The sequence below is a fragment of the Burkholderia theae genome (genome assembly GCF_048565265.1).
GTDB classification, from domain to species: Bacteria; Pseudomonadota; Gammaproteobacteria; order Burkholderiales; family Burkholderiaceae; genus Burkholderia; species Burkholderia theae.
In genome coordinates this window covers 2,114,723-2,132,743 of record NZ_CP183461.1, presented here as the reverse complement: position 1 = coordinate 2,132,743, position 18,021 = coordinate 2,114,723, and the positions used below count along the sequence as shown (strand labels likewise).

The 18,021-nt window shown below is 65.1% G+C and carries 14 protein-coding genes; 11 read left to right on the top strand and 3 right to left on the bottom strand.

The annotated features are described in order from the left end of the window. Position 1 precedes the first annotated feature (1 nt). Positions 2-2,251, top strand: coding sequence for an ATP-dependent DNA helicase (locus tag ACN22W_RS10065; RefSeq protein WP_129512265.1), 2,250 nt, complete (start codon positions 2-4; stop codon positions 2,249-2,251). A gap of 120 nt (positions 2,252-2,371) precedes the next feature. Here ACN22W_RS10065 and ACN22W_RS10060 read toward each other — a convergent pair whose 3' ends face one another. Further along, positions 2,372-3,196, bottom strand: a complete 825-nt coding sequence (locus ACN22W_RS10060) for an outer membrane protein assembly factor BamD (protein WP_129512264.1) — start codon at positions 3,194-3,196, stop codon at positions 2,372-2,374. A gap of 41 nt (positions 3,197-3,237) precedes the next feature. On the opposite strand from ACN22W_RS10060, the gene ACN22W_RS10055 reads away from it, so the two are divergent. The 7 genes from ACN22W_RS10055 (at position 3,238) to ACN22W_RS10025 (ending at position 11,616) form a co-directional block, all read left to right on the top strand. After that, positions 3,238-4,446, top strand: a complete 1,209-nt coding sequence (locus ACN22W_RS10055) for an RluA family pseudouridine synthase (RefSeq protein ID WP_129512263.1) — start codon at positions 3,238-3,240, stop codon at positions 4,444-4,446. A gap of 6 nt (positions 4,447-4,452) precedes the next feature. Further along, positions 4,453-5,292 carry a peptidoglycan editing factor PgeF gene (gene pgeF / locus ACN22W_RS10050; RefSeq protein ID WP_193098497.1) on the top strand — a complete coding sequence of 280 codons (840 nt, stop codon included), beginning with the start codon at positions 4,453-4,455 and terminating at the stop codon, positions 5,290-5,292. Between the two features lie 361 nt (positions 5,293-5,653). Beyond that, on the top strand, positions 5,654-7,519 hold the full coding sequence (gene phaC, locus ACN22W_RS10045; protein WP_419683947.1) for a class I poly(R)-hydroxyalkanoic acid synthase: 1,866 nt from the start codon (positions 5,654-5,656) through the stop codon (positions 7,517-7,519). Between the two features lie 99 nt (positions 7,520-7,618). After that, positions 7,619-8,800, top strand: coding sequence for an acetyl-CoA C-acetyltransferase (locus ACN22W_RS10040; protein ID WP_412021719.1), 1,182 nt, complete (start codon positions 7,619-7,621; stop codon positions 8,798-8,800). A gap of 120 nt (positions 8,801-8,920) precedes the next feature. Next, on the top strand, positions 8,921-9,661 hold the full coding sequence (locus ACN22W_RS10035) for a 3-ketoacyl-ACP reductase (RefSeq protein WP_166964704.1): 741 nt from the start codon (positions 8,921-8,923) through the stop codon (positions 9,659-9,661). Positions 9,662-9,780: 119 nt separating this feature from the next. Then, a complete protein-coding gene (gene phaR, locus ACN22W_RS10030; protein WP_129512258.1) occupies positions 9,781-10,347 on the top strand; it encodes a polyhydroxyalkanoate synthesis repressor PhaR in 567 nt (188 codons plus the stop codon). 288 nt (positions 10,348-10,635) lie between these two features. Beyond that, a complete protein-coding gene (locus tag ACN22W_RS10025) occupies positions 10,636-11,616 on the top strand; it encodes a lysozyme inhibitor LprI family protein (protein WP_419683944.1) in 981 nt (326 codons plus the stop codon). 147 nt (positions 11,617-11,763) lie between these two features. Here the strand turns inward: ACN22W_RS10025 and ACN22W_RS10020 are convergent, their stop codons facing one another. Together ACN22W_RS10020 and ACN22W_RS10015 are read right to left on the bottom strand one after the other, a co-directional pair. Then, positions 11,764-11,997: a hypothetical protein gene (locus tag ACN22W_RS10020; RefSeq protein WP_419683942.1), complete on the bottom strand. Its 234-nt coding sequence runs from the start codon at positions 11,995-11,997 to the stop codon at positions 11,764-11,766. A 566-nt stretch (positions 11,998-12,563) separates the two neighbouring features. Then, complete coding sequence (locus tag ACN22W_RS10015) at positions 12,564-13,142, bottom strand: AidA/PixA family protein (RefSeq protein WP_419683940.1); 579 nt, start codon at positions 13,140-13,142, stop codon at positions 12,564-12,566. Positions 13,143-14,455: 1,313 nt separating this feature from the next. Here ACN22W_RS10015 and rimO point away from each other — a divergent pair. From rimO to bktB, 3 genes are all read left to right on the top strand, one after another. After that, positions 14,456-15,817: a 30S ribosomal protein S12 methylthiotransferase RimO gene (gene rimO, locus ACN22W_RS10010; protein WP_048250895.1), complete on the top strand. Its 1,362-nt coding sequence runs from the start codon at positions 14,456-14,458 to the stop codon at positions 15,815-15,817. A gap of 3 nt (positions 15,818-15,820) precedes the next feature. Continuing rightward, positions 15,821-16,747 carry a sugar kinase gene (locus tag ACN22W_RS10005; RefSeq protein WP_419683938.1) on the top strand — a complete coding sequence of 309 codons (927 nt, stop codon included), beginning with the start codon at positions 15,821-15,823 and terminating at the stop codon, positions 16,745-16,747. A 69-nt stretch (positions 16,748-16,816) separates the two neighbouring features. After that, a complete protein-coding gene (bktB, locus tag ACN22W_RS10000; protein ID WP_419683936.1) occupies positions 16,817-18,007 on the top strand; it encodes a beta-ketothiolase BktB in 1,191 nt (396 codons plus the stop codon). Positions 18,008-18,021: the final 14 nt, after the last annotated feature.

The following is an 18,021-nucleotide window of genomic DNA, read 5'->3' as shown; positions in this document are numbered from 1 at the left end:
CTTGAATTCTCCGCTTGAAGCCACCCCCGATGCCCGGCGTGACACATCGTCCGCCGGGCGCGTTCGTGCGCCCGAAGGCACTTTCGAACTGAGCCGCAAGCGCGTCGACGAACTCGACACGATCTTCGGCGAAGGCGGGTTGCTGGCACGTGCGCTCGACGGCTATCGGCCGCGTACGTCGCAGATCGAGATGGCGCGTGCGGTTGCGTCCGCGATGGAAGCGTCCGCGCGCCGGATGCCCGAGCCCGAGATCTTCGAAACCCGCAAGCGGCCGGCGCGCCGCCTCGGCGATGGCGACAAGACGGCAGAGCCGGGCGCGGATGCCGCCGCGGCGGCCGAGCCCGACAGCGACTCGGGCGACAACACGCTGATCGTCGAAGCCGGTACGGGTACCGGCAAGACCTACGCGTATCTCGTGCCCGCGATGCTGTGGGGCGGCAAGGTGATCGTGTCGACCGGCACGAAGCACCTGCAGGACCAGTTGTTCCAGCGCGATATCCCGACCGTGCGCAACGCACTCGCGGTGCCGGTGACGGTCGCGATGCTCAAGGGTCGCGCAAACTACCTGTGCCACTACTACCTGCAACGCACGGCCGATAACGGCCGCCTGCCGTCGCGGCAGGACACGGCCTATCTGCAGGAAATCGTCCGCTTCGCGAAGATCACGAAGAGCGGCGACAAGGCCGAACTCGCGAGCGTGCCGGAAACGGCGCCCGTGTGGTCGATGGTCACGTCGACGCGCGACAACTGTCTCGGCCAGGAGTGCCCGCACTACAAGGAATGCTTCGTGATGCAGGCGCGGCGCGAGGCGCAACAGGCCGACGTCGTCGTCGTCAACCACCACCTGTTCTTCGCGGACATCATGCTGCGCGACACGGGGATGGCCGAGCTGCTGCCGAACGCGAACACGGTCATCTTCGACGAAGCGCACCAGTTGCCCGAGACGGCGACGCTGTTCTTCGGCGAGACGCTGTCGACGACGCAGATTCTCGAGCTCGCACGCGACACGGTGGCCGAAGGGCTGAGCCATGCGCGCGACGCGGTCGAGTGGGTGAAGCTCGGCGGCGATCTCGAACGCGCGGCGCGCGACTTGCGCCTTGCATTCGCGAACGACCAGATCGTACGCATGTCGCTCGCCCAGCTTGGCGACGATCACCCGATGTTCGGTGCGCTCGACGCACTCGATGCCGCGCTCGACGCGCTCGCGTCGGCGCTTGCCAGCCAGGCCGAGCGGGCGGAATCGCTCGGTGCGTGCCTGCGGCGCGCACGCGAGCTGCAGGACCTGCTGGCCGGCTGGGTCGCCCCCGGTGCGGCGGAGGAAGCCGCGAAGGCCGATGCGGCAGCGGCCGGCGACAAGGCGGCGTCCGACGGCGATCCGAACGAGAAGGTGCGCTGGGTCGAGGTGTTCGCGCATACCGTCCAGCTGCACGAAACGCCGCTGTCGGTCGCGCCGATCTTCGCAAAGCAGCGCGCGGGCGTGCCGCGTGCGTGGGTGTTCACGTCGGCCACGTTGTCGGTGCGCGGCGATTTCACGCACTACGCGGCGCAGATGGGCCTGAGCTCGCGTCGCTCGATGACGCTCGCGAGCCCGTTCGACTACCAGACGCAGGGGCTGCTGTACGTGCCGCGCAATCTGCCGCAACCGTCTTCGCCGGCGTTTACCGATGCCGTATTCGATGCCGCGCTGCCGGCGATCGAGGCGTCCGGCGGCGGCGTGTTCATGCTGTGCACGACACTGCGCGCGGTCGACCGGATCGCGTCGAAGCTGCGCGACGTGATCGAGTCGCGCGGCTGGAACACACCGCTGCTCGTACAGGGCGATGCGAGCCGCACCGAGTTGCTCGACCGCTTCCGCGCGTACGGCAACGCGATCCTGGTCGGCAGCCAGAGCTTCTGGGAAGGCGTCGACGTGCGCGGCGACGCGTTGTCGCTCGTCGTGATCGACAAGCTGCCGTTCGCACCGCCGGACGATCCGGTGCTGGCCGCGCGGCTCGACGCGCTGACGAAGAAGGGGCTGAGCCCGTTCGCCGTGCACCAGTTGCCGCAGGCCGTGATTACGCTGAAGCAGGGCGCGGGCCGGCTGATTCGCGCGGAGACGGATCGCGGCGTGCTGATGATCTGCGACACGCGGCTCGTCGACAAGCCCTACGGGCGCCGGATCTGGCAGAGCCTGCCGCCGTTCAAGCGGACCCGCGAGATCGCGGTCGTCCAGGATTTCTTCGACGAGCAACGCTCGGACAAGCGCACGTGACGGCGCGCGCGGCGATTGCCGCGCGGGCTTACCTGCGCCGCATGAATGCGGCGCCAATAAAAAACCCGGCTCGATGGCCGGGTTTTTTGTGTGTGCAACGGGCGTTGCGTCGCGCGTTCGTCAGAACTGCCACCACGACTTCTTCGCGCCGGGGCGCGAGTGGCCCGTGACGTACGGGCTGTCGGGGAACGTGCCCGCGAGCACGCGCTTCGTGTCCTCGGCGAGCTGCGGTTGATCCAGCTTGCCGTACGACAGGATCATGATGTGCAGCGCGTCCTCGATCGCCGGCGCGCCCTTGTAATCCTTGATCGCGAGCTGCGCGCGGTTGATTGCCGCGACGTAGGCGCCGCGCCGGTAGTAGTAGTCGGCCGCGTGCACTTCGTGCGACGCAAGCGCGTTGACGATGTAGCGCATCCGTGCCGCGGCGTCGGGTGCGTACTTGCTCTTCGGGAAGCGGTCGACGACGACCTTGAACGCATCGTACGATTCGCGCAGTGCCTGCGGATCGCGCTCGCTCATGTCCTGGCCGGAGAAGCGGCCGAACAGGCCGAGATCGTCGTTGAAGTGGATCATCCCCTTCAGGTAGTACGCGTACGGGATGTCCGGATGATCGGGGTGAAGCTGGATGAATCGGTCGACGGCCTGGTCAGCGGCTGCCGCTTCGTTGTCCTTCCAGTTGCAGTATGCAACGTTGATCTGCGCCTGTTGCGCGAAATGACCGAACGGATCGCGACCTTGCAGCGATTCGAAATATTTCGCGCACTTGCCCCAGTCGCCGCCGGACAGTGCGTCCTGGGCCTCTGAGTATAATTTGTTATTCGACCAGGTAGCCGTCTCGTCCTGCTTCTGCGGCAAGCCGTGGCAGCCGGCGATGAGGGCCGCGGCCGCTACCGCCGCAGCCCGGGCGGCGGCGGTTCTGGCCGTGCGTTTGGTCGAATTCATCATGCTCGCATGTCCTAGCTTCAAGTCTCGGTGACCCAGTCTAAATGACCCGTTCAAGTTCGCAGAATGCCCAGCCGGGCACACCAAATCGCGAAGATTATAGCCCAAGCGATCGGCCCGCCGACGCTGCCTCGGGGGATTCCCTCGATGACGATCTGATTGGCGACGCATTGCAACCGCCCGTTGTGCCGTCCGCGGCCGTCGATGACGCGCCGCGCGTCGTCGAAGTGCCGTCGTCGCTCGCGGGTGAACGCCTCGACAAGGCGCTCGCCCAACTGTTCCCCGAATTCTCGCGCAGCCGCCTGCAGAGCTGGATCGAGGCGCAGCGCGTGCTCGTCAACGGCGCGCCCGCGAAGATCCGCCAGCCGGTGCCGCTCGGCGCGACGATCGAGCTCGTGCCCGATCTGCTTCCCGAGCAGCTCGCGTTCACGCCGGAGCCCGTGCCGCTCGACGTCATCTACGAGGACGACGCGCTCGTCGTCATCAACAAGCCGGCCGGCCTCGTCGTGCACCCGGCAGCCGGCAACTGGAGCGGCACGATCCTCAACGGGCTGCTGCACCGCTACGGCGACGCGGCTGCCGGCCTGCCGCGCGCGGGGATCGTCCACCGGCTCGACAAGGAAACGTCCGGCCTGATGGTGGTGGCGCGCACGCTGGCCGCGCAGACGGACCTTGTACGCCAGTTGCAGGCCCGCACGGTGAAGCGCCGCTATTTCGCGCTCGTGTGGGGCACGATGCCCGAGGAAGGCACGATCGACGCGCCGATCGGCCGCGATCCGCGCGAGCGCACGCGTATGGCCGTCGTGACGGGCGCGTCGGGCAAGCCCGCGCGCACCCATTTCCGTACGGTTGACACATGCGTGTGGCAACGTCAGCCGGTTTCGGCGATCCAGTGCGACCTCGAAACCGGTCGCACGCACCAGATCCGCGTGCACTGCTCGCACGCCGGCCACCCGCTGCTCGGCGATCCCGTCTACGGGCGCGCGCGCGGCAAGCGCTCGGTCACGCCGCTGCCGGACGGGTTCGCGCGGCAGGCACTGCATGCCTGGCGGCTCGGCCTGGTGCATCCGGTGACGGGCAAGATGGTGCAATGGCGCTGCCCGCTGCCCGACGACATGAACGCGCTCGTCGCCGCGCTCGGCTTCGGGCAGGGCGACGAGGAATTCGACGACGATGACGGTGTCTACGACGATGACGATTTCGGCGGCGAATATCACGACGATGAGCCGTACCTGGACGATGAGGAGGAGTGAGTGCCGATGACGAACCTGGCGCCGTTGACGTGGCAGGACTGCGTGCAGCCCGACTGGCAGGTGTCGCCGCGCGTGCGCGCGCTGATCACGACGCGCGACGGTGGTGTGAGCGAAGGCCCATACGGGCGCTGGCAGGATGGCGCCGCGTTGCCGGGCGGGATGAACCTCGGCCTGCATACCGGTGACGATCCGGCCCATGTCGCCGGGAATCGTGCACGCTTGCTCGCGCTGGCGGGCCAGACGAGCGCGGCATGGCTCGAGCAGGTTCACGGCGCGCAGATCGTGCGTGCCGACGAAGTGATCGCGGCGGCGCCCGCTGCCGCGGCGCCGGTGCAGGCCGACGCGAGCGTCACGGACCGGGCGGGCGCCGTCTGCGTCGTGATGGTGGCCGATTGCCTGCCCGTGCTGCTGTGCGATGCGCAGGGCCGGGCGGTGGGGGCCGCGCATGCGGGCTGGCGCGGGCTCGCGGCCGGCATCGTCGAGCAGACCGCGGCGCGCGTTGCGGCGCTTGCGGGCGGCGCGACGGACGCACTGCATGCGTACCTCGGGCCGGCGATCGGCCCGCAGGCGTTCGAGGTCGGTGCCGACGTGCGCGACGCGTTTCTCGACACGGCCCCGCAGTCGGAGCATGATAAAACCCGCCATGCGTTCGTCGCGATCGACGGCGCGCCCGGTAAGTTTCTCGCCGATCTCTATGCGCTCGCGCGCCTGCGTCTCGCACGTGCGGGCGTGGCGCACGTAAGCGGCGGGACGGCCTGTACGGTCACCGAACACGCGCGTTTCTATTCGTATCGGCGCGACCGTGTAACGGGCCGCATGGCGGCGGCGATCTGGCTGGCAGATTGAAGGCATGCGCATGCGCGCATGGTTTTGTTGCGCCGCGAAATCGGGTTATCTCGATATTGAGGCGGCAATTCGGCGTTGCATGCGCGGTTGAATGAAAAATCCCGAAGTCAAGTCGACCAATATGCTTTATGTTTCGCCGGAACCCTTGTCGCGTCTGTTGCACACGGATTATCTCCGCGCAGAAATGTTCAGCGGTTTGACGCGGCGCTTCACATGGGGAAAACGATAATGATAAAAATACCGCACTGCGGCAGAATCTGGAGACGCCTCTCCAGAGCATGACGGCCCGGCTCGCAGCCGGCACGCCGCGCGCGAGCAGGATTTCACGATTGACGCTCACGAATCACCGGTAAGGCAGGTAATGACAGCATCGAAAAATTCGTCGACGTCCGCTCAGGCGGGCACTTCCGCGGGCAGCATCGGATTCGATCCGGCCGCCCAGCCGATGCAGCAGATGTTCGAGTCGTGGTTGCACGCTTGGCGTGGTTTTGCAGATCCGGCACGCGCCGCGACTGCGTCGGCCACCGTGAATCCGTTCGCGACATTCCAGTTCCCGACGTCGTTTCCGTTCCAGGTGCCGTCAATGCCCGATCTCGGCAGCATGGCGTCGCCGTTCGCGGGGCTGAAGCTGCCGGTTGCCGCGATCCCGCCCGAACGGCTCCAGACGCTGCAGGCCGACTACGCGCGCGATTGCATGACGCTGATGCAGCAGGCGGCCGCCGCGAAGCTCGAGTCCCCCGAACTGAAGGACCGCCGCTTCAGCGGCGATGCGTGGAAGGCGTCGCCCGCGCATGCGTTCGCGGCTGCCTGGTATCTGCTCAACGCGCGTTATCTGCAGGAACTGGCCGACGCGCTTCAGACCGATCCGAAGACGCGCGAGCGCATCCGTTTCACGGTCCAGCAATGGACGGCGGCCGCCGCGCCGAGCAACTTCCTCGCACTCAATCCCGATGCGCAGAAATCGATTCTCGAGACGCAGGGCGAAAGCCTGCGGCAGGGGATGATGAACCTGCTCGGCGACCTGCAGCGCGGCAAGATTTCGCAGACCGACGAATCGCAGTTCGTGGTCGGCAAGAACCTCGGGTGTACTGAAGGCGCGGTCGTCTACGAAAACGACCTGATCCAGCTGATCCAGTACACGCCGAAGACGGACAAGGTGTTCGAGCGGCCGCTGCTGATCGTCCCGCCGTGCATCAACAAGTTCTACATCCTCGACCTGCAGCCCGAGAATTCGCTCGTCGCGCATGCGCTGTCGAATGGCCATCAGGTGTTCCTCGTGTCGTGGCGCAATGCGGATGCATCGGTCGCGCACAAGACGTGGGACGACTACATGAACGAAGGGCTGCTCGCGGCGATCGATGCCGTGCAGCAGGTCAGTGGCCGCGAGCAGATCAACACGCTCGGCTTCTGCGTCGGCGGCACGATGCTCGCGACCGCGCTGGCCGTGCTCGCCGCGCGCGGCGAACATCCGGCCGCGTCGATGACGCTGCTCACCGCGATGCTCGACTTCACCGACACGGGCATTCTCGACGTGTTCGTCGACGAGGCGCACGTGCAGATGCGCGAGCAGACCATCGGCGGCAAGAACGGCACGCAACCGGGGCTGATGCGCGGCGTCGAGTTCGCGAACACGTTCTCGTTCCTGCGCCCGAACGACCTCGTGTGGAACTACGTCGTCGACAACTACCTGAAGGGCCGTACACCCGCGCCGTTCGACCTGCTGTACTGGAACAGCGACTCGACGAGCCTGCCGGGCCCGATGTACGCGTGGTACCTGCGCAATACCTATCTCGAGAACAAGCTGCGCGAACCGGGCGAACTGACCGTATGCGGCGAATCCGTCGACCTGTCGCTGATCGACGTGCCGACCTTCGTCTACGGCTCGCGCGAGGATCACATCGTGCCGTGGCAGACGGCCTACGCATCGACGTCGATCCTGACGGGCCCGCTGAAGTTCGTGCTGGGCGCGTCGGGTCACATCGCGGGCGTGATCAATCCGCCGGCGAAGAAAAAGCGCAGCTACTGGGTCAACGACAGCGACCTGCCCGAATCCCCGGACGACTGGTTTGCCGGCGCGACCGAGCAACCGGGAAGCTGGTGGACGACCTGGGTCGAATGGCTCGACCAGTACGGCGGCCGCAAAGTGGCGCCGCCCGCCCAGCCCGGTTCCGCGCAGTTCCCGGTGATCGAGCCGGCGCCGGGACGTTACGTGTTGCAGCGCGATTGACGAAAACCGGACAGCGGCGCACGCTGTCCGATGCACCGCAGTTTTTTTAACAGGGCCGGTAGCGATGCGCCGTGTCGTGCGGGCCTGGAGGAAAGGGAAATGACGGACGTAGTGATCGTATCGGCCGCGCGTACCGCGGTCGGCAAATTCGGCGGCTCGCTTGCGAAGATTGCGGCGCCGGAGTTGGGCGCGACGGTGATCCGCGCGGTGCTGGAGCGTGCGGGCGTGAAGCCCGAGCAGGTCAGCGAAGTGATCATGGGCCAGGTGCTGACGGCCGGTTCGGGGCAGAACCCGGCGCGGCAGTCGCTGATCAAGGCCGGGCTGCCGACGGCAGTGCCGGGGATGACGATCAACAAGGTGTGCGGATCGGGCCTGAAGGCCGTGATGCTGGCGGCGAATGCGATCGTGGCGGGCGACGCGGAGATCGTGATCGCGGGCGGCCAGGAGAACATGAGCGCATCGCCGCACGTGCTGCCGGGCTCGCGCGACGGGTTCCGGATGGGCGACGCGAAGCTGGTCGACACGATGATCGTCGACGGCCTGTGGGACGTGTACAACCAGTACCACATGGGTATCACGGCGGAGAACGTCGCGAAGGAATACGGGATCACGCGCGAAGAGCAGGACGCATTCGCGGCGCTGTCGCAGAACAAGGCGGAAGCGGCGCAGAAGGCCGGCCGCTTCAACGACGAGATCGTGCCGGTGTCGATCCCGCAACGCAAGGGCGAGCCGCTGCAGTTCGCGACCGACGAGTTCGTGCGTCACGGCGTGACGGCGGACTCGCTGGCGGGGCTGAAGCCGGCGTTCTCGAAGGACGGTTCGGTGACGGCGGCGAATGCGTCGGGCCTGAACGACGGCGCGGCGGCGGTGCTGGTGATGTCGGCGCAGAAGGCGGCGGCACTCGGCCTGACGCCGCTGGCGCGGATCAAGGCGTACGCGAACGCGGGCGTGGATCCGAGCGTGATGGGCATGGGCCCGGTGCCGGCCTCGCGCCGGTGCCTGGAGCGCGCGGGCTGGACGCCGGGTGACCTGGACCTGATGGAGATCAACGAGGCGTTCGCGGCACAGGCGCTGGCGGTGCACAAGCAGATGGGCTGGGACACGTCGAAGGTGAACGTGAACGGCGGTGCGATCGCAATCGGTCACCCGATCGGCGCGTCGGGCTGCCGGATCCTGGTGACGCTGCTGCACGAGATGGCCAAGCGCGATGCGAAGCGCGGGCTGGCGTCGCTGTGCATCGGCGGCGGGATGGGTGTCGCACTCGCGGTCGAGCGTCCGTAACCGGCCGTTCGCCATCAGCGAACCGAATCCGGGCGCCGGCCGGTTGCGGCTTCGGCCGGCGCCACGTGAAGTCAGAGGGGCCTCAGGCAGCTCTCGAAACCAAAAAATGGAGTGAGATTTATGTCTCAGCGAATTGCGTACGTAACGGGCGGGATGGGCGGCATCGGCACCAGCATCTGCCAGCGTCTGTTGAAAGACGGCTTCAAGGTGGTCGCGGGTTGCGGCCCGAACTCGCCGCGCCGGGTGAAATGGATCGAGGACCAGAAGGCGCTCGGATACGATTTCATCGCGTCGGAAGGCAACGTCGGCGACTGGGACTCGACCAAGGAAGCGTTCGACAAGGTCAAGGCCGAAGTCGGCGAGATCGACGTGCTGGTCAACAACGCGGGCATTACGCGCGACGTCGTGTTCCGCAAGATGACGCATGAAGACTGGACCGCCGTGATCGACACCAACCTGACGAGCCTGTTCAACGTCACGAAGCAGGTGATCGACGGGATGGTCGAGCGCGGCTGGGGCCGGATCATCAACATTTCGTCGGTGAACGGCCAGAAGGGGCAATTCGGCCAGACCAACTATTCGACCGCGAAGGCCGGCATCCACGGCTTCACGATGTCGCTCGCGCAGGAAGTCGCGACGAAGGGCGTGACGGTCAATACCGTGTCGCCGGGCTACATTGGCACCGACATGGTGAAGGCGATCCGTCCTGACGTGCTCGAGAAGATCGTCGCGACGATCCCGGTGCGACGTCTCGGCGGTCCGGAGGAAATCGGCTCGATCGTCGCGTGGCTCGCGTCGAACGATTCCGGCTTCGCGACGGGCGCCGACTTTTCGCTGAACGGCGGCCTGCACATGGGCTGAACGCCCGGGCTGTGCGGGCCGGGTGGCCGCGCAGCCGGGTGTGTTCCGAAGGCCCCCGCCTCCCGGATTCGGGCGGCGGGGATTCGTCACTTGCGCTACGCTGCACAGAAGGGCGTTACATGACCACTACAAAGAAGACGGCCGAACGGCTCATCAAGAAGTATCCGAACCGCCGGCTCTACGATACCGAGACAAGCACGTACATTACGCTCACCGACGTGAAGCAACTCGTGCTGGAGCAGGAGGACTTCAAGGTCGTCGATGCGAAATCCAGCGAAGACCTGACGCGCAGCATCCTCCTTCAGATCATCCTCGAAGAGGAAAGCGGCGGTGTGCCGATGTTCTCGTCGTCGATGCTGTCGCAGATCATCCGCTTCTACGGTCACGCGATGCAGGGCATGATGGGCACGTACCTGGAAAAGAACATCCAGGCGTTCATCGATATCCAGAACAAGCTCGCGGATCAGTCGAAGAACCTGTACGACACCAATGCGATGAATCCGGAAGTCTGGTCGCAGTTCATGAACATGCAGGCGCCGATGATGCAAGGGATGATGACGAGCTACATCGAGCAGTCGAAGAACATGTTCGTGCAGATGCAGGAACAGATGCAGAACCAGGCGAAGTCGATGTTCAGCACGTTCCCGTTCAAGCAGCCGGGCGCGTCGGAGCCGGAGAAGAAGTAGCGATTTCGCGGCAGGCCGGCCGTGGCGGCGCGAGCTGTCGGGCGTCGGTGCCGTGAAGCAAGGCGGCGCGGGGCGGCCGATCGATCGTGCGTTCCCGCACGACGATGCGCGGCTGCCGCCTGCCGGAAGTGTTCGCCGACGGTCGTTCATGATCGTCGGCACCGAATGCTCGCGCCGGGCATGAACGGGCATGACCGCGGTCCGGTCGATCGAGCTCCAGTCACATACGAATGAACGCCGGGACGCACCGCACCTGACAGGTGCGTGTGTACCGGCTCGGATGTTTGCGTGTCGAACCCGCAGCGGCGCAGCACCGCAAAGCCGTGGAAGTCGTTTGTCGCGAAACGCGGCATCGGGTTCCGGGCACGACACGATGTTCGATGCCGCGCCGATGCGGTGCAGCCAAGAAAAACAAACCGAATGAGAGAGAGCATGCGAGGGATTCAAATGGCATCGGCCGGCAGGCTGGCCGGTCTTGCTTCGATGTTCATGTGCGGCATTGGCCTGGCCGCACCGGCCTTTGCGATGGATTGCGCGAAAGCCGCGCAACCGATCGAGAAGCGCATCTGCGCGAATCCCGGGCTGCGGGCGGCCGATGCGCGCATGAATTCGGCCTATGCGGGTGTGCTGAAGGCTGCGCCGGACGCTGTTATCCGGGACATGCTGGTGCGCAGCCAGCGCCGCTGGATCGACGCGCGCGACAACCGTCTCGGCGCCGATTACGAGGGCCATCCGATGGCCGCCAACGAAGTGCGCAAGGCCATCGATCGGCGTACCGCCGTGCTGGCCGATCAGTCGGGTAAAGGGTTGATCGCGCGAGCGCTGGCCGAGCGCCAGTGGCTCGCGAAATACACGGGCGGCCCGCTGACCGGTTTCGATGGAAACTGCGATTTCATTCCTGACGATGCGAGTGGCGCGCACGTTTCATATGCGTGTTTCGGCGCGGTCCATGTGCAGAATCGTGCGCGGGTCTGCAGCCAGAGCGAGGACTGGGCGACCGGAGCGGTTTACCAGTACCGGTTGGTGAGTGCGGCCGATGGCCGGAAGGTGCGACCCGTGGCGTTCTGCGAAGCGCAGGCGCATGCGAGTGCGTGCGACAACGGTGGAGCGCAATCGGGGTGGATGCGCGCGGGCGCGCCTGGTGGCGATAACCACGCGTCAGCGCCGGTAACCGGGTTGCCGCAACTCGATGCGGAAATGTGGCCGATCGGCGATGGAGACGATGCGGTGTGGTTCGATCGGTGCCTGACCGCGGCGATGTTTCCGTGAATACAGGACCGGATCAAGCCCGCTTCGGCGGGCTTTTTTGCGACCTCGTCGCGGGCGCGATTTCACGCAACGCGGGCCGGATGTGTGCGAATGCCGAAGGTAACGCCGACGGGTCCGGCCCGGATTGTTTTAAAGCGCCGGGAATCCTTACTCGTCGTCGTGCGGCGGAAGATCGAGCACGAGCTTGACGGCGCTGTAGTTCGCCTTGAGCGAAAACACGCGGCCGATCACGAGAAACGTCTGCGGCGAATTCTCCAGTTCGACGAAGTCGCCCGGTTGCGGCACGTGTGCGCCCTGGTCGTAGGAAAAGCTCGTGCTGGTTTGCTCGCCGATGGTTTCGGCAGCGTGTTCGGTGAATTCGATCGTGATGTGGGTGGTCATGCGGGCCCCGCTGGGTAATTGAAGAGAGCGAACGCTGCGATTTTCGCATAGCCGCAGCCCGCGTCCGGGTCGATTCCTGTGCGACACGCGTCGGTTGCGGCATTCCGGATCTAGTGACAGCCCCCCGGCGGGTGATAAAGCTCTGCGCCGCGAATACGGTGCCGCGCCCACTCTTCGAGATCGAATAGGCCGAGCGGTAGGAGAGGGAGGAGTGTGAGGGAACAAGATCACCAAGGCGCCCGAATACATGGCAAGCATGGCGATGGAAGTGATTCCGGGGATAGTCCGATGCTTGAAACCTTAAAGTGCAGTGGGCGTCACCGGAATCGTGACATATTGGCCAAGTGCTGAAGATCCGGAGGCCCGGTATCTGATGATACCCTCGGTGCGCTTGCCGACGTGCCCGGTAGAATTGCTGAGCGTGCCTGCGTCATGGCCAGTTGCGTGCGGGAGCGACGATGCGTTGGCGAATGTATGCAACCCGCCTTGTCAGGAACGGCGATCTCTGACACACGTGTCCACTCGATCGAAGTGGACACGTGTCACACATACTCGCAAACTGCTACTCACAGCCCCAAGGTGGTAATCGTCGGATCCCATTCGAAATAACTGTGGAACTTCTGCGTTTCCCCATCGGGTTCAAGCGTATACAAAGCAAAGCGGATCCAAAAACTCTCCGTTCCGTTTGCAAGAACACGCGTATCAAAGAGCGAGAAGGCTCTCGGGCGAGGGATTGCATCCAGACCGTCATAGGTATCCGGGTTGGGCTCCGCGGCTCTCGCCAATGTATAGCCGCGGTGGGTAAGCCCGATTTTCGGTCGCAGGTCCAATACGTGTTCACCACTCTGGTGTACGAGATCGTAGACAATTACGGCATAGCGTGAGTTGGTATGAATCGTTGTTCCGGTAAAATTGACGGAATCAAACCTCTTTGCATAGAATTTTATATTCCACGCTCCTTGATTTTCCGAGGGGCGATAGGGGTCGTCACACAACAGGTATTGATGATTGTGCCCAATCGGGACGGGAAGGTTTTTGTCGAACGATGTTTTTCCCTTTGCCTCTTCGATTACTTTTTCTGCATTAATAACTGAGAGTAAAGTGATTTCCTGAATGCTGGCATCAACGCCGGTTTCCTTGTACATTTCATTTCCTCAAGTGACTTGGTGGCGATAATTAAGAATGACGAGGGGACTCGCTGGCAAAGTTGAGACGGATGGCATTCCGCGTTGAAATGGAATGTTGATGATCTACATCCTTGTCTAGCTCGGATAAACGTACAGTCCTTGGTTTTGCCGCGTGACATATAAAGCTCACGCACAACAAACATATTCCCGCTTGCACGGTAGATCCATTACATCCAATTACACGCGTCTGTCATCTGAACGCAGCACCATTGGAAGGAATTGCTGAAGCTTTCGACGCATTGCGAGGCTTGCATAAACGACAACGGCACCATCTGGCGCCGTTGCTCTATGAAGCCTTGGGATCAGGTGGTTTCGAAAACTTGCGGCGGTGCCCGCAGTAGGTGATCGGGAGGCCGGTCGTGCCGCCGGAAATTTCTCCCGAGCGCTTGCGACGCCGACGCTGCTCGGCGAGGTATCGCAGGTTCGCGAATTCAGTCGACGTCAGTGGGCGGGGTACTAGCCTTCAAGCCGGAACGCTTCTCCGTCCGCCTCGACGGACCTCTCGCTGATCCGCTTTCGGTTAAGCGGCCTGTAATTGTTCGACGACGCTGAGTGCCTGCTGTCGGGGATCTTGAGCCCGCGCTCGGAAAACTCGCGCACAATCCGGACCTCACCATGACCCCGCCTGAACATTTCGATGACGAGACGCACCGCCGCCGCTCGGTCAGCCGCTGACTCGAACCCGTCGGTTTGGGTTTCCTGCACCCAATGCAGATCTTTCCCTACGCGGATAGGTGCTAGCCATGTGCCGGCGATCCGTCCCTGACACTGTCGGTTGATCGTTGCCTTCACGTGCCTACTCTTCGTGTCTGATTCCTCATGAGGGCGGATCACTACCAGCAGGCCGTATACGAGGTCCATTGGCCGCATCCTGAGATGCCCGCGGTTGTGCTCGCTCACGTGGGTGAGCCGTCACGGAGGTGACGTCGGCGTTCACGATCTATGCGGGTTGCGCCTGGGCCTACAGCGGCTCGGCACAGCCCAACCGATCTGGACCGTCAATGACCGGCACGGAGCCGCCGAGCACTTGGCCTCCCTCGACGGCGCGCAGCTCCCCGAGCGCCCCTTGGCGGACGGATCGCTACGGTAGCTCGGCCACCTCTCATCCCGAAGTGAAAGGCAAGCATCAAGCTCAGTCACATGATCGGCCGCCCGTCGGGCGGTGAATTCACCGGCGCGGGGTTGGGCCGCCGGCGGCTCCCCGATTTTGCCTCGCCGCCCCTAAATCGCTGTAAACTCACGCTTTTGCTGCCACGCCCCCACACATCCAGATGTCCCAATCCCCAAAAGTAGGGTTCGTATCCCTCGGGTGCCCGAAAGCCCTCGTCGACTCCGAACAAATCATCACCCAGCTGCGCGCCGAAGGTTATGAAATCTCCGGCACCTACGACGGCGCCGACCTCGTCGTCGTGAACACCTGCGGCTTCATCGACGAAGCCGTGCAGGAAAGCCTCGACGCGATCGGCGAAGCGCTGACCGAGAACGGCAAGGTGATCGTCACCGGCTGCCTCGGCGCGAAGTCGAGCGCCAGCGGCTCGAACCTGATCGAGGAAGTCCACCCGAAGGTGCTCGCCGTCACCGGCCCGCACGCCGTGGGTGAAGTGATGCAGGCCGTGCATTCGCACCTGCCGAAGCCGCACGACCCGTTCGTCGACCTCGTGCCGGCCGCCGGCATCAAGCTCACGCCGCGCCACTACGCGTACCTGAAGATCTCCGAAGGCTGCAACCACCGCTGCACGTTCTGCATCATCCCGTCGATGCGCGGCGATCTCGTGTCGCGTCCGGTCGCCGAAGTGATGCTGGAAGCCGAGAACCTGTTCAAGTCGGGCGTGAAGGAACTGCTCGTGATCTCGCAGGACACGAGCGCGTACGGCGTCGACGTGAAGTACCGCACGGGCTTCTGGAACGGCAAGCCGATCAAGACGCGCATGACCGACCTGGTCGCCGCGCTCGGCGAACTCGCCGCGCAGTACGGCGCATGGGTGCGCCTGCACTACGTGTATCCGTACCCGAGCGTCGACGAAGTGATTCCGCTAATGGCCGAGGGTCCGTTCAAGGGCCACGTGCTGCCGTATCTCGACGTGCCGTTCCAGCACGCGCACCCCGAAGTGCTGAAGCGCATGAAGCGTCCGGCGAACGCCGAGAAGGTGCTCGAGCGCGTGCAGAAGTGGCGCGAGATGTGCCCGGACCTGACGATCCGCAGCACGTTCATCGCGGGCTTCCCCGGCGAGACGGAAGAGCAGTTCGAAACGCTGCTCGACTTCATCCGCGTGGCGGAACTCGATCGCGTCGGTTGCTTCGCGTACTCGCCGGTCGAAGGCGCGACCGCGAATGAACTCGACGGTGCGCTGCCCGACGAGGTCCGCGAGGAACGTCGCGCGCGCTTCATGGAAGTGGCCGAGGAAGTGTCGGCGAACCGCATCCAGCGCAAGGTCGGCAAGACCCTCAAGGTGCTGATCGACGAAGTCAGCGCGGAAGGCGGCATCGGCCGCACGGCGGCGGATGCGCCGGAGATCGACGGTGTCGTTTATGTCGAGCCGGCAGCGAAGGCGTCGAAGCGCTACAAGGTCGGCGATTTCGTGTCCGTGAAGATCACGGGCGCCGACGGCCACGATCTGTGGGGCGAGGTGTAAGCAATGACCGGCGCATTTCCGGAGATCCTCGCGCTCGGCGAGGCGATGATCGAATTCAACCAGTCGCAGCCGGGCCGTCCCGAATTCCTGCAGGGCTTCGGCGGCGATACGTCGAACTTCTGCATCGCCGCGGCACGCCAGGGCGCGTCGACCGGCTTCGTGTCGGCGATCGGCGATGATCCGTTCGGCCGCCTGCTGGCCGACATGTGGCGCGCCGAGCACGTCGATACGACGTACGTGCGGATCGACCGCGCGGCGCCGACCGGCGTGTATTTCGTCACGCACGGCGCCGATGGCCACCAGTTCGACTATCTGCGCGCGGGCTCCGCGGCGAGCCGCTATGCGGTGGGCGACCTGCCGCTCGACGCGCTGGCGGCCGCGAAGGCCGTGCACCTGTCGGGCATCAGCCTCGCGATCAGCACGGCCGCGTGCGACGCCGCGTTCGCGGCGGTCGAACATGCACGCCGCAACGGCGCGAAGGTCAGCTTCGACACGAACCTGCGCCTGAAGCTGTGGCCGCTGTCGCGCGCCCGTGCGGTGATGCGTGAGGCGCTGCGCCAGACGGACATCTGCCTGCCCAGTTGGGACGACGTCACGGCACTCACGGGCGCGAACGATCGCGACGCGATCGTCGACGCGATGCTCGAACACGGGCCGCAGGTCGTCGCGCTGAAGCTCGGCAAGGACGGCGCGTATGTGGCGACGCCGAACGAGCGGCGCGTTGTGCCGGGCTTTGCGGTCGAGGCCGTCGATGCGACAGGCGCGGGCGATTGCTTCGGCGGCGCATTCGTCGCGCGGATCGTCGCGGGCGACGATCCGTTCGCGGCGGCGCGTTATGCGAACGCGGCGGCGGCGCTGTCGACGACGGGCTACGGCGCGGTCGCGCCGATTCCGCATCGCGACGCGGTGGAGCGCCTGATGCAAGGCTGACGCGGAACACGCACGCCGGCCACGGCCCCGCACGATCGATTCATTCGCTGACAAGGATGAGGAGGCAACATGCAACGTGAAGTGGTGGTGGTGAGCGGCGTGCGTACCGCGATCGGCGATTTCGGCGGCAGCCTGAAGGACATCGCGCCGACCGAGCTCGGCGCGAAAGTCGTGCGCGAAGTGTTGCAGCGTGCGCAGGTGTCGGGCGACGAAGTCGGCCACGTGGTGTTCGGCAACGTGGTGCACACGGAGCCGAAGGACATGTATCTCGCGCGCGTTGCCGCGATCAACGGCGGCGTCGCGCAACATGCGCCGGCGCTCACGGTCAACCGGCTGTGCGGTTCCGGACTGCAGGCGATCGTGTCGGCCGCGCAGGGCGTGCTGCTCGGCGACGCGGACATCGCGATCGCGGGCGGCGCGGAGAACATGAGCCGTGCGCCGTATTCGATCCCGGCCGCGCGCTTCGGGCAGCGCATGGGCGACATGCGTGCGGTCGACATGATGGTCGGCGCGCTGAACGATCCGTTCCAGACGATCCACATGGGCGTGACGGCCGAGAACGTCGCGGCGAAGTACGGCATTTCGCGCGACGCACAGGATGCGCTCGCGCTTGAATCGCACCGCCGCGCGTCGCATGCGGCGGAGGCCGGCTACTTCAAGGAGCAGATCCTGCCGGTCGAGCTGATCGGCTCGAAGAGGGGCACGCCGGTGATGTTCGATCACGACGAGCACGTGCGCCACGACGCAAGCCTGGAGGATTTCTCGAAGCTGCGGCCGGTGTTCGTGAAGGAGAACGGCACGGTGACGGCCGGCAACGCGTCGGGTATCAACGACGCGGCGGCCGCGGTGCTGCTGATGGAGCGCGGCGTTGCCGAGAAGCGCGGCGCGAAGCCGCTTGCGCGCCTCGTCGCGTATGCGCACGCGGGCGTCGATCCGGCCTACATGGGGATCGGTCCCGTGCCGGCCACGCAAAAGGCGCTCGCGCGCGCAGGGCTGACGGTCGCCGATCTCGACGTGATCGAGGCGAACGAGGCATTCGCCGCGCAGGCCTGCGCGGTGACGCAGGAACTGGGTCTCGACCCGGCAAAGGTGAATCCGAACGGGTCCGGCATTTCGCTCGGCCACCCGATCGGCGCGACGGGCGCGCTGATCGCCGTCAAGGCGCTGTACGAGTTGCAGCGCGTCGGCGGCCGTTACGCGCTCGTCACGATGTGCATTGGCGGCGGGCAGGGCATCGCCGCGATTTTCGAGCGAATCTGAAGCAAGGAGCAACG

What these genes read in the sequence shown, in the direction of transcription:
- ACN22W_RS10060 (WP_129512264.1), bottom strand. Translation starts at nt 3,196, where the DNA reads ATGATGAATTCGACCAAACGCACGGCCAGAACCGCCGCCGCCCGGGCT.
- ACN22W_RS10055 (WP_129512263.1), top strand. Translation starts at nt 3,238, where the DNA reads ATGACCCGTTCAAGTTCGCAGAATGCCCAGCCGGGCACACCAAATCGC.
- pgeF (WP_193098497.1), top strand. Translation starts at nt 4,453, where the DNA reads ATGACGAACCTGGCGCCGTTGACGTGGCAGGACTGCGTGCAGCCCGAC.
- phaC (WP_419683947.1), top strand. Translation starts at nt 5,654, where the DNA reads ATGACAGCATCGAAAAATTCGTCGACGTCCGCTCAGGCGGGCACTTCC.
- ACN22W_RS10040 (WP_412021719.1), top strand. Translation starts at nt 7,619, where the DNA reads ATGACGGACGTAGTGATCGTATCGGCCGCGCGTACCGCGGTCGGCAAA.
- ACN22W_RS10035 (WP_166964704.1), top strand. Translation starts at nt 8,921, where the DNA reads ATGTCTCAGCGAATTGCGTACGTAACGGGCGGGATGGGCGGCATCGGC.
- phaR (WP_129512258.1), top strand. Translation starts at nt 9,781, where the DNA reads ATGACCACTACAAAGAAGACGGCCGAACGGCTCATCAAGAAGTATCCG.
- ACN22W_RS10020 (WP_419683942.1), bottom strand. Translation starts at nt 11,997, where the DNA reads ATGACCACCCACATCACGATCGAATTCACCGAACACGCTGCCGAAACC.
- ACN22W_RS10015 (WP_419683940.1), bottom strand. Translation starts at nt 13,142, where the DNA reads ATGTACAAGGAAACCGGCGTTGATGCCAGCATTCAGGAAATCACTTTA.
- rimO (WP_048250895.1), top strand. Translation starts at nt 14,456, where the DNA reads ATGTCCCAATCCCCAAAAGTAGGGTTCGTATCCCTCGGGTGCCCGAAA.
- ACN22W_RS10005 (WP_419683938.1), top strand. Translation starts at nt 15,821, where the DNA reads ATGACCGGCGCATTTCCGGAGATCCTCGCGCTCGGCGAGGCGATGATC.
- bktB (WP_419683936.1), top strand. Translation starts at nt 16,817, where the DNA reads ATGCAACGTGAAGTGGTGGTGGTGAGCGGCGTGCGTACCGCGATCGGC.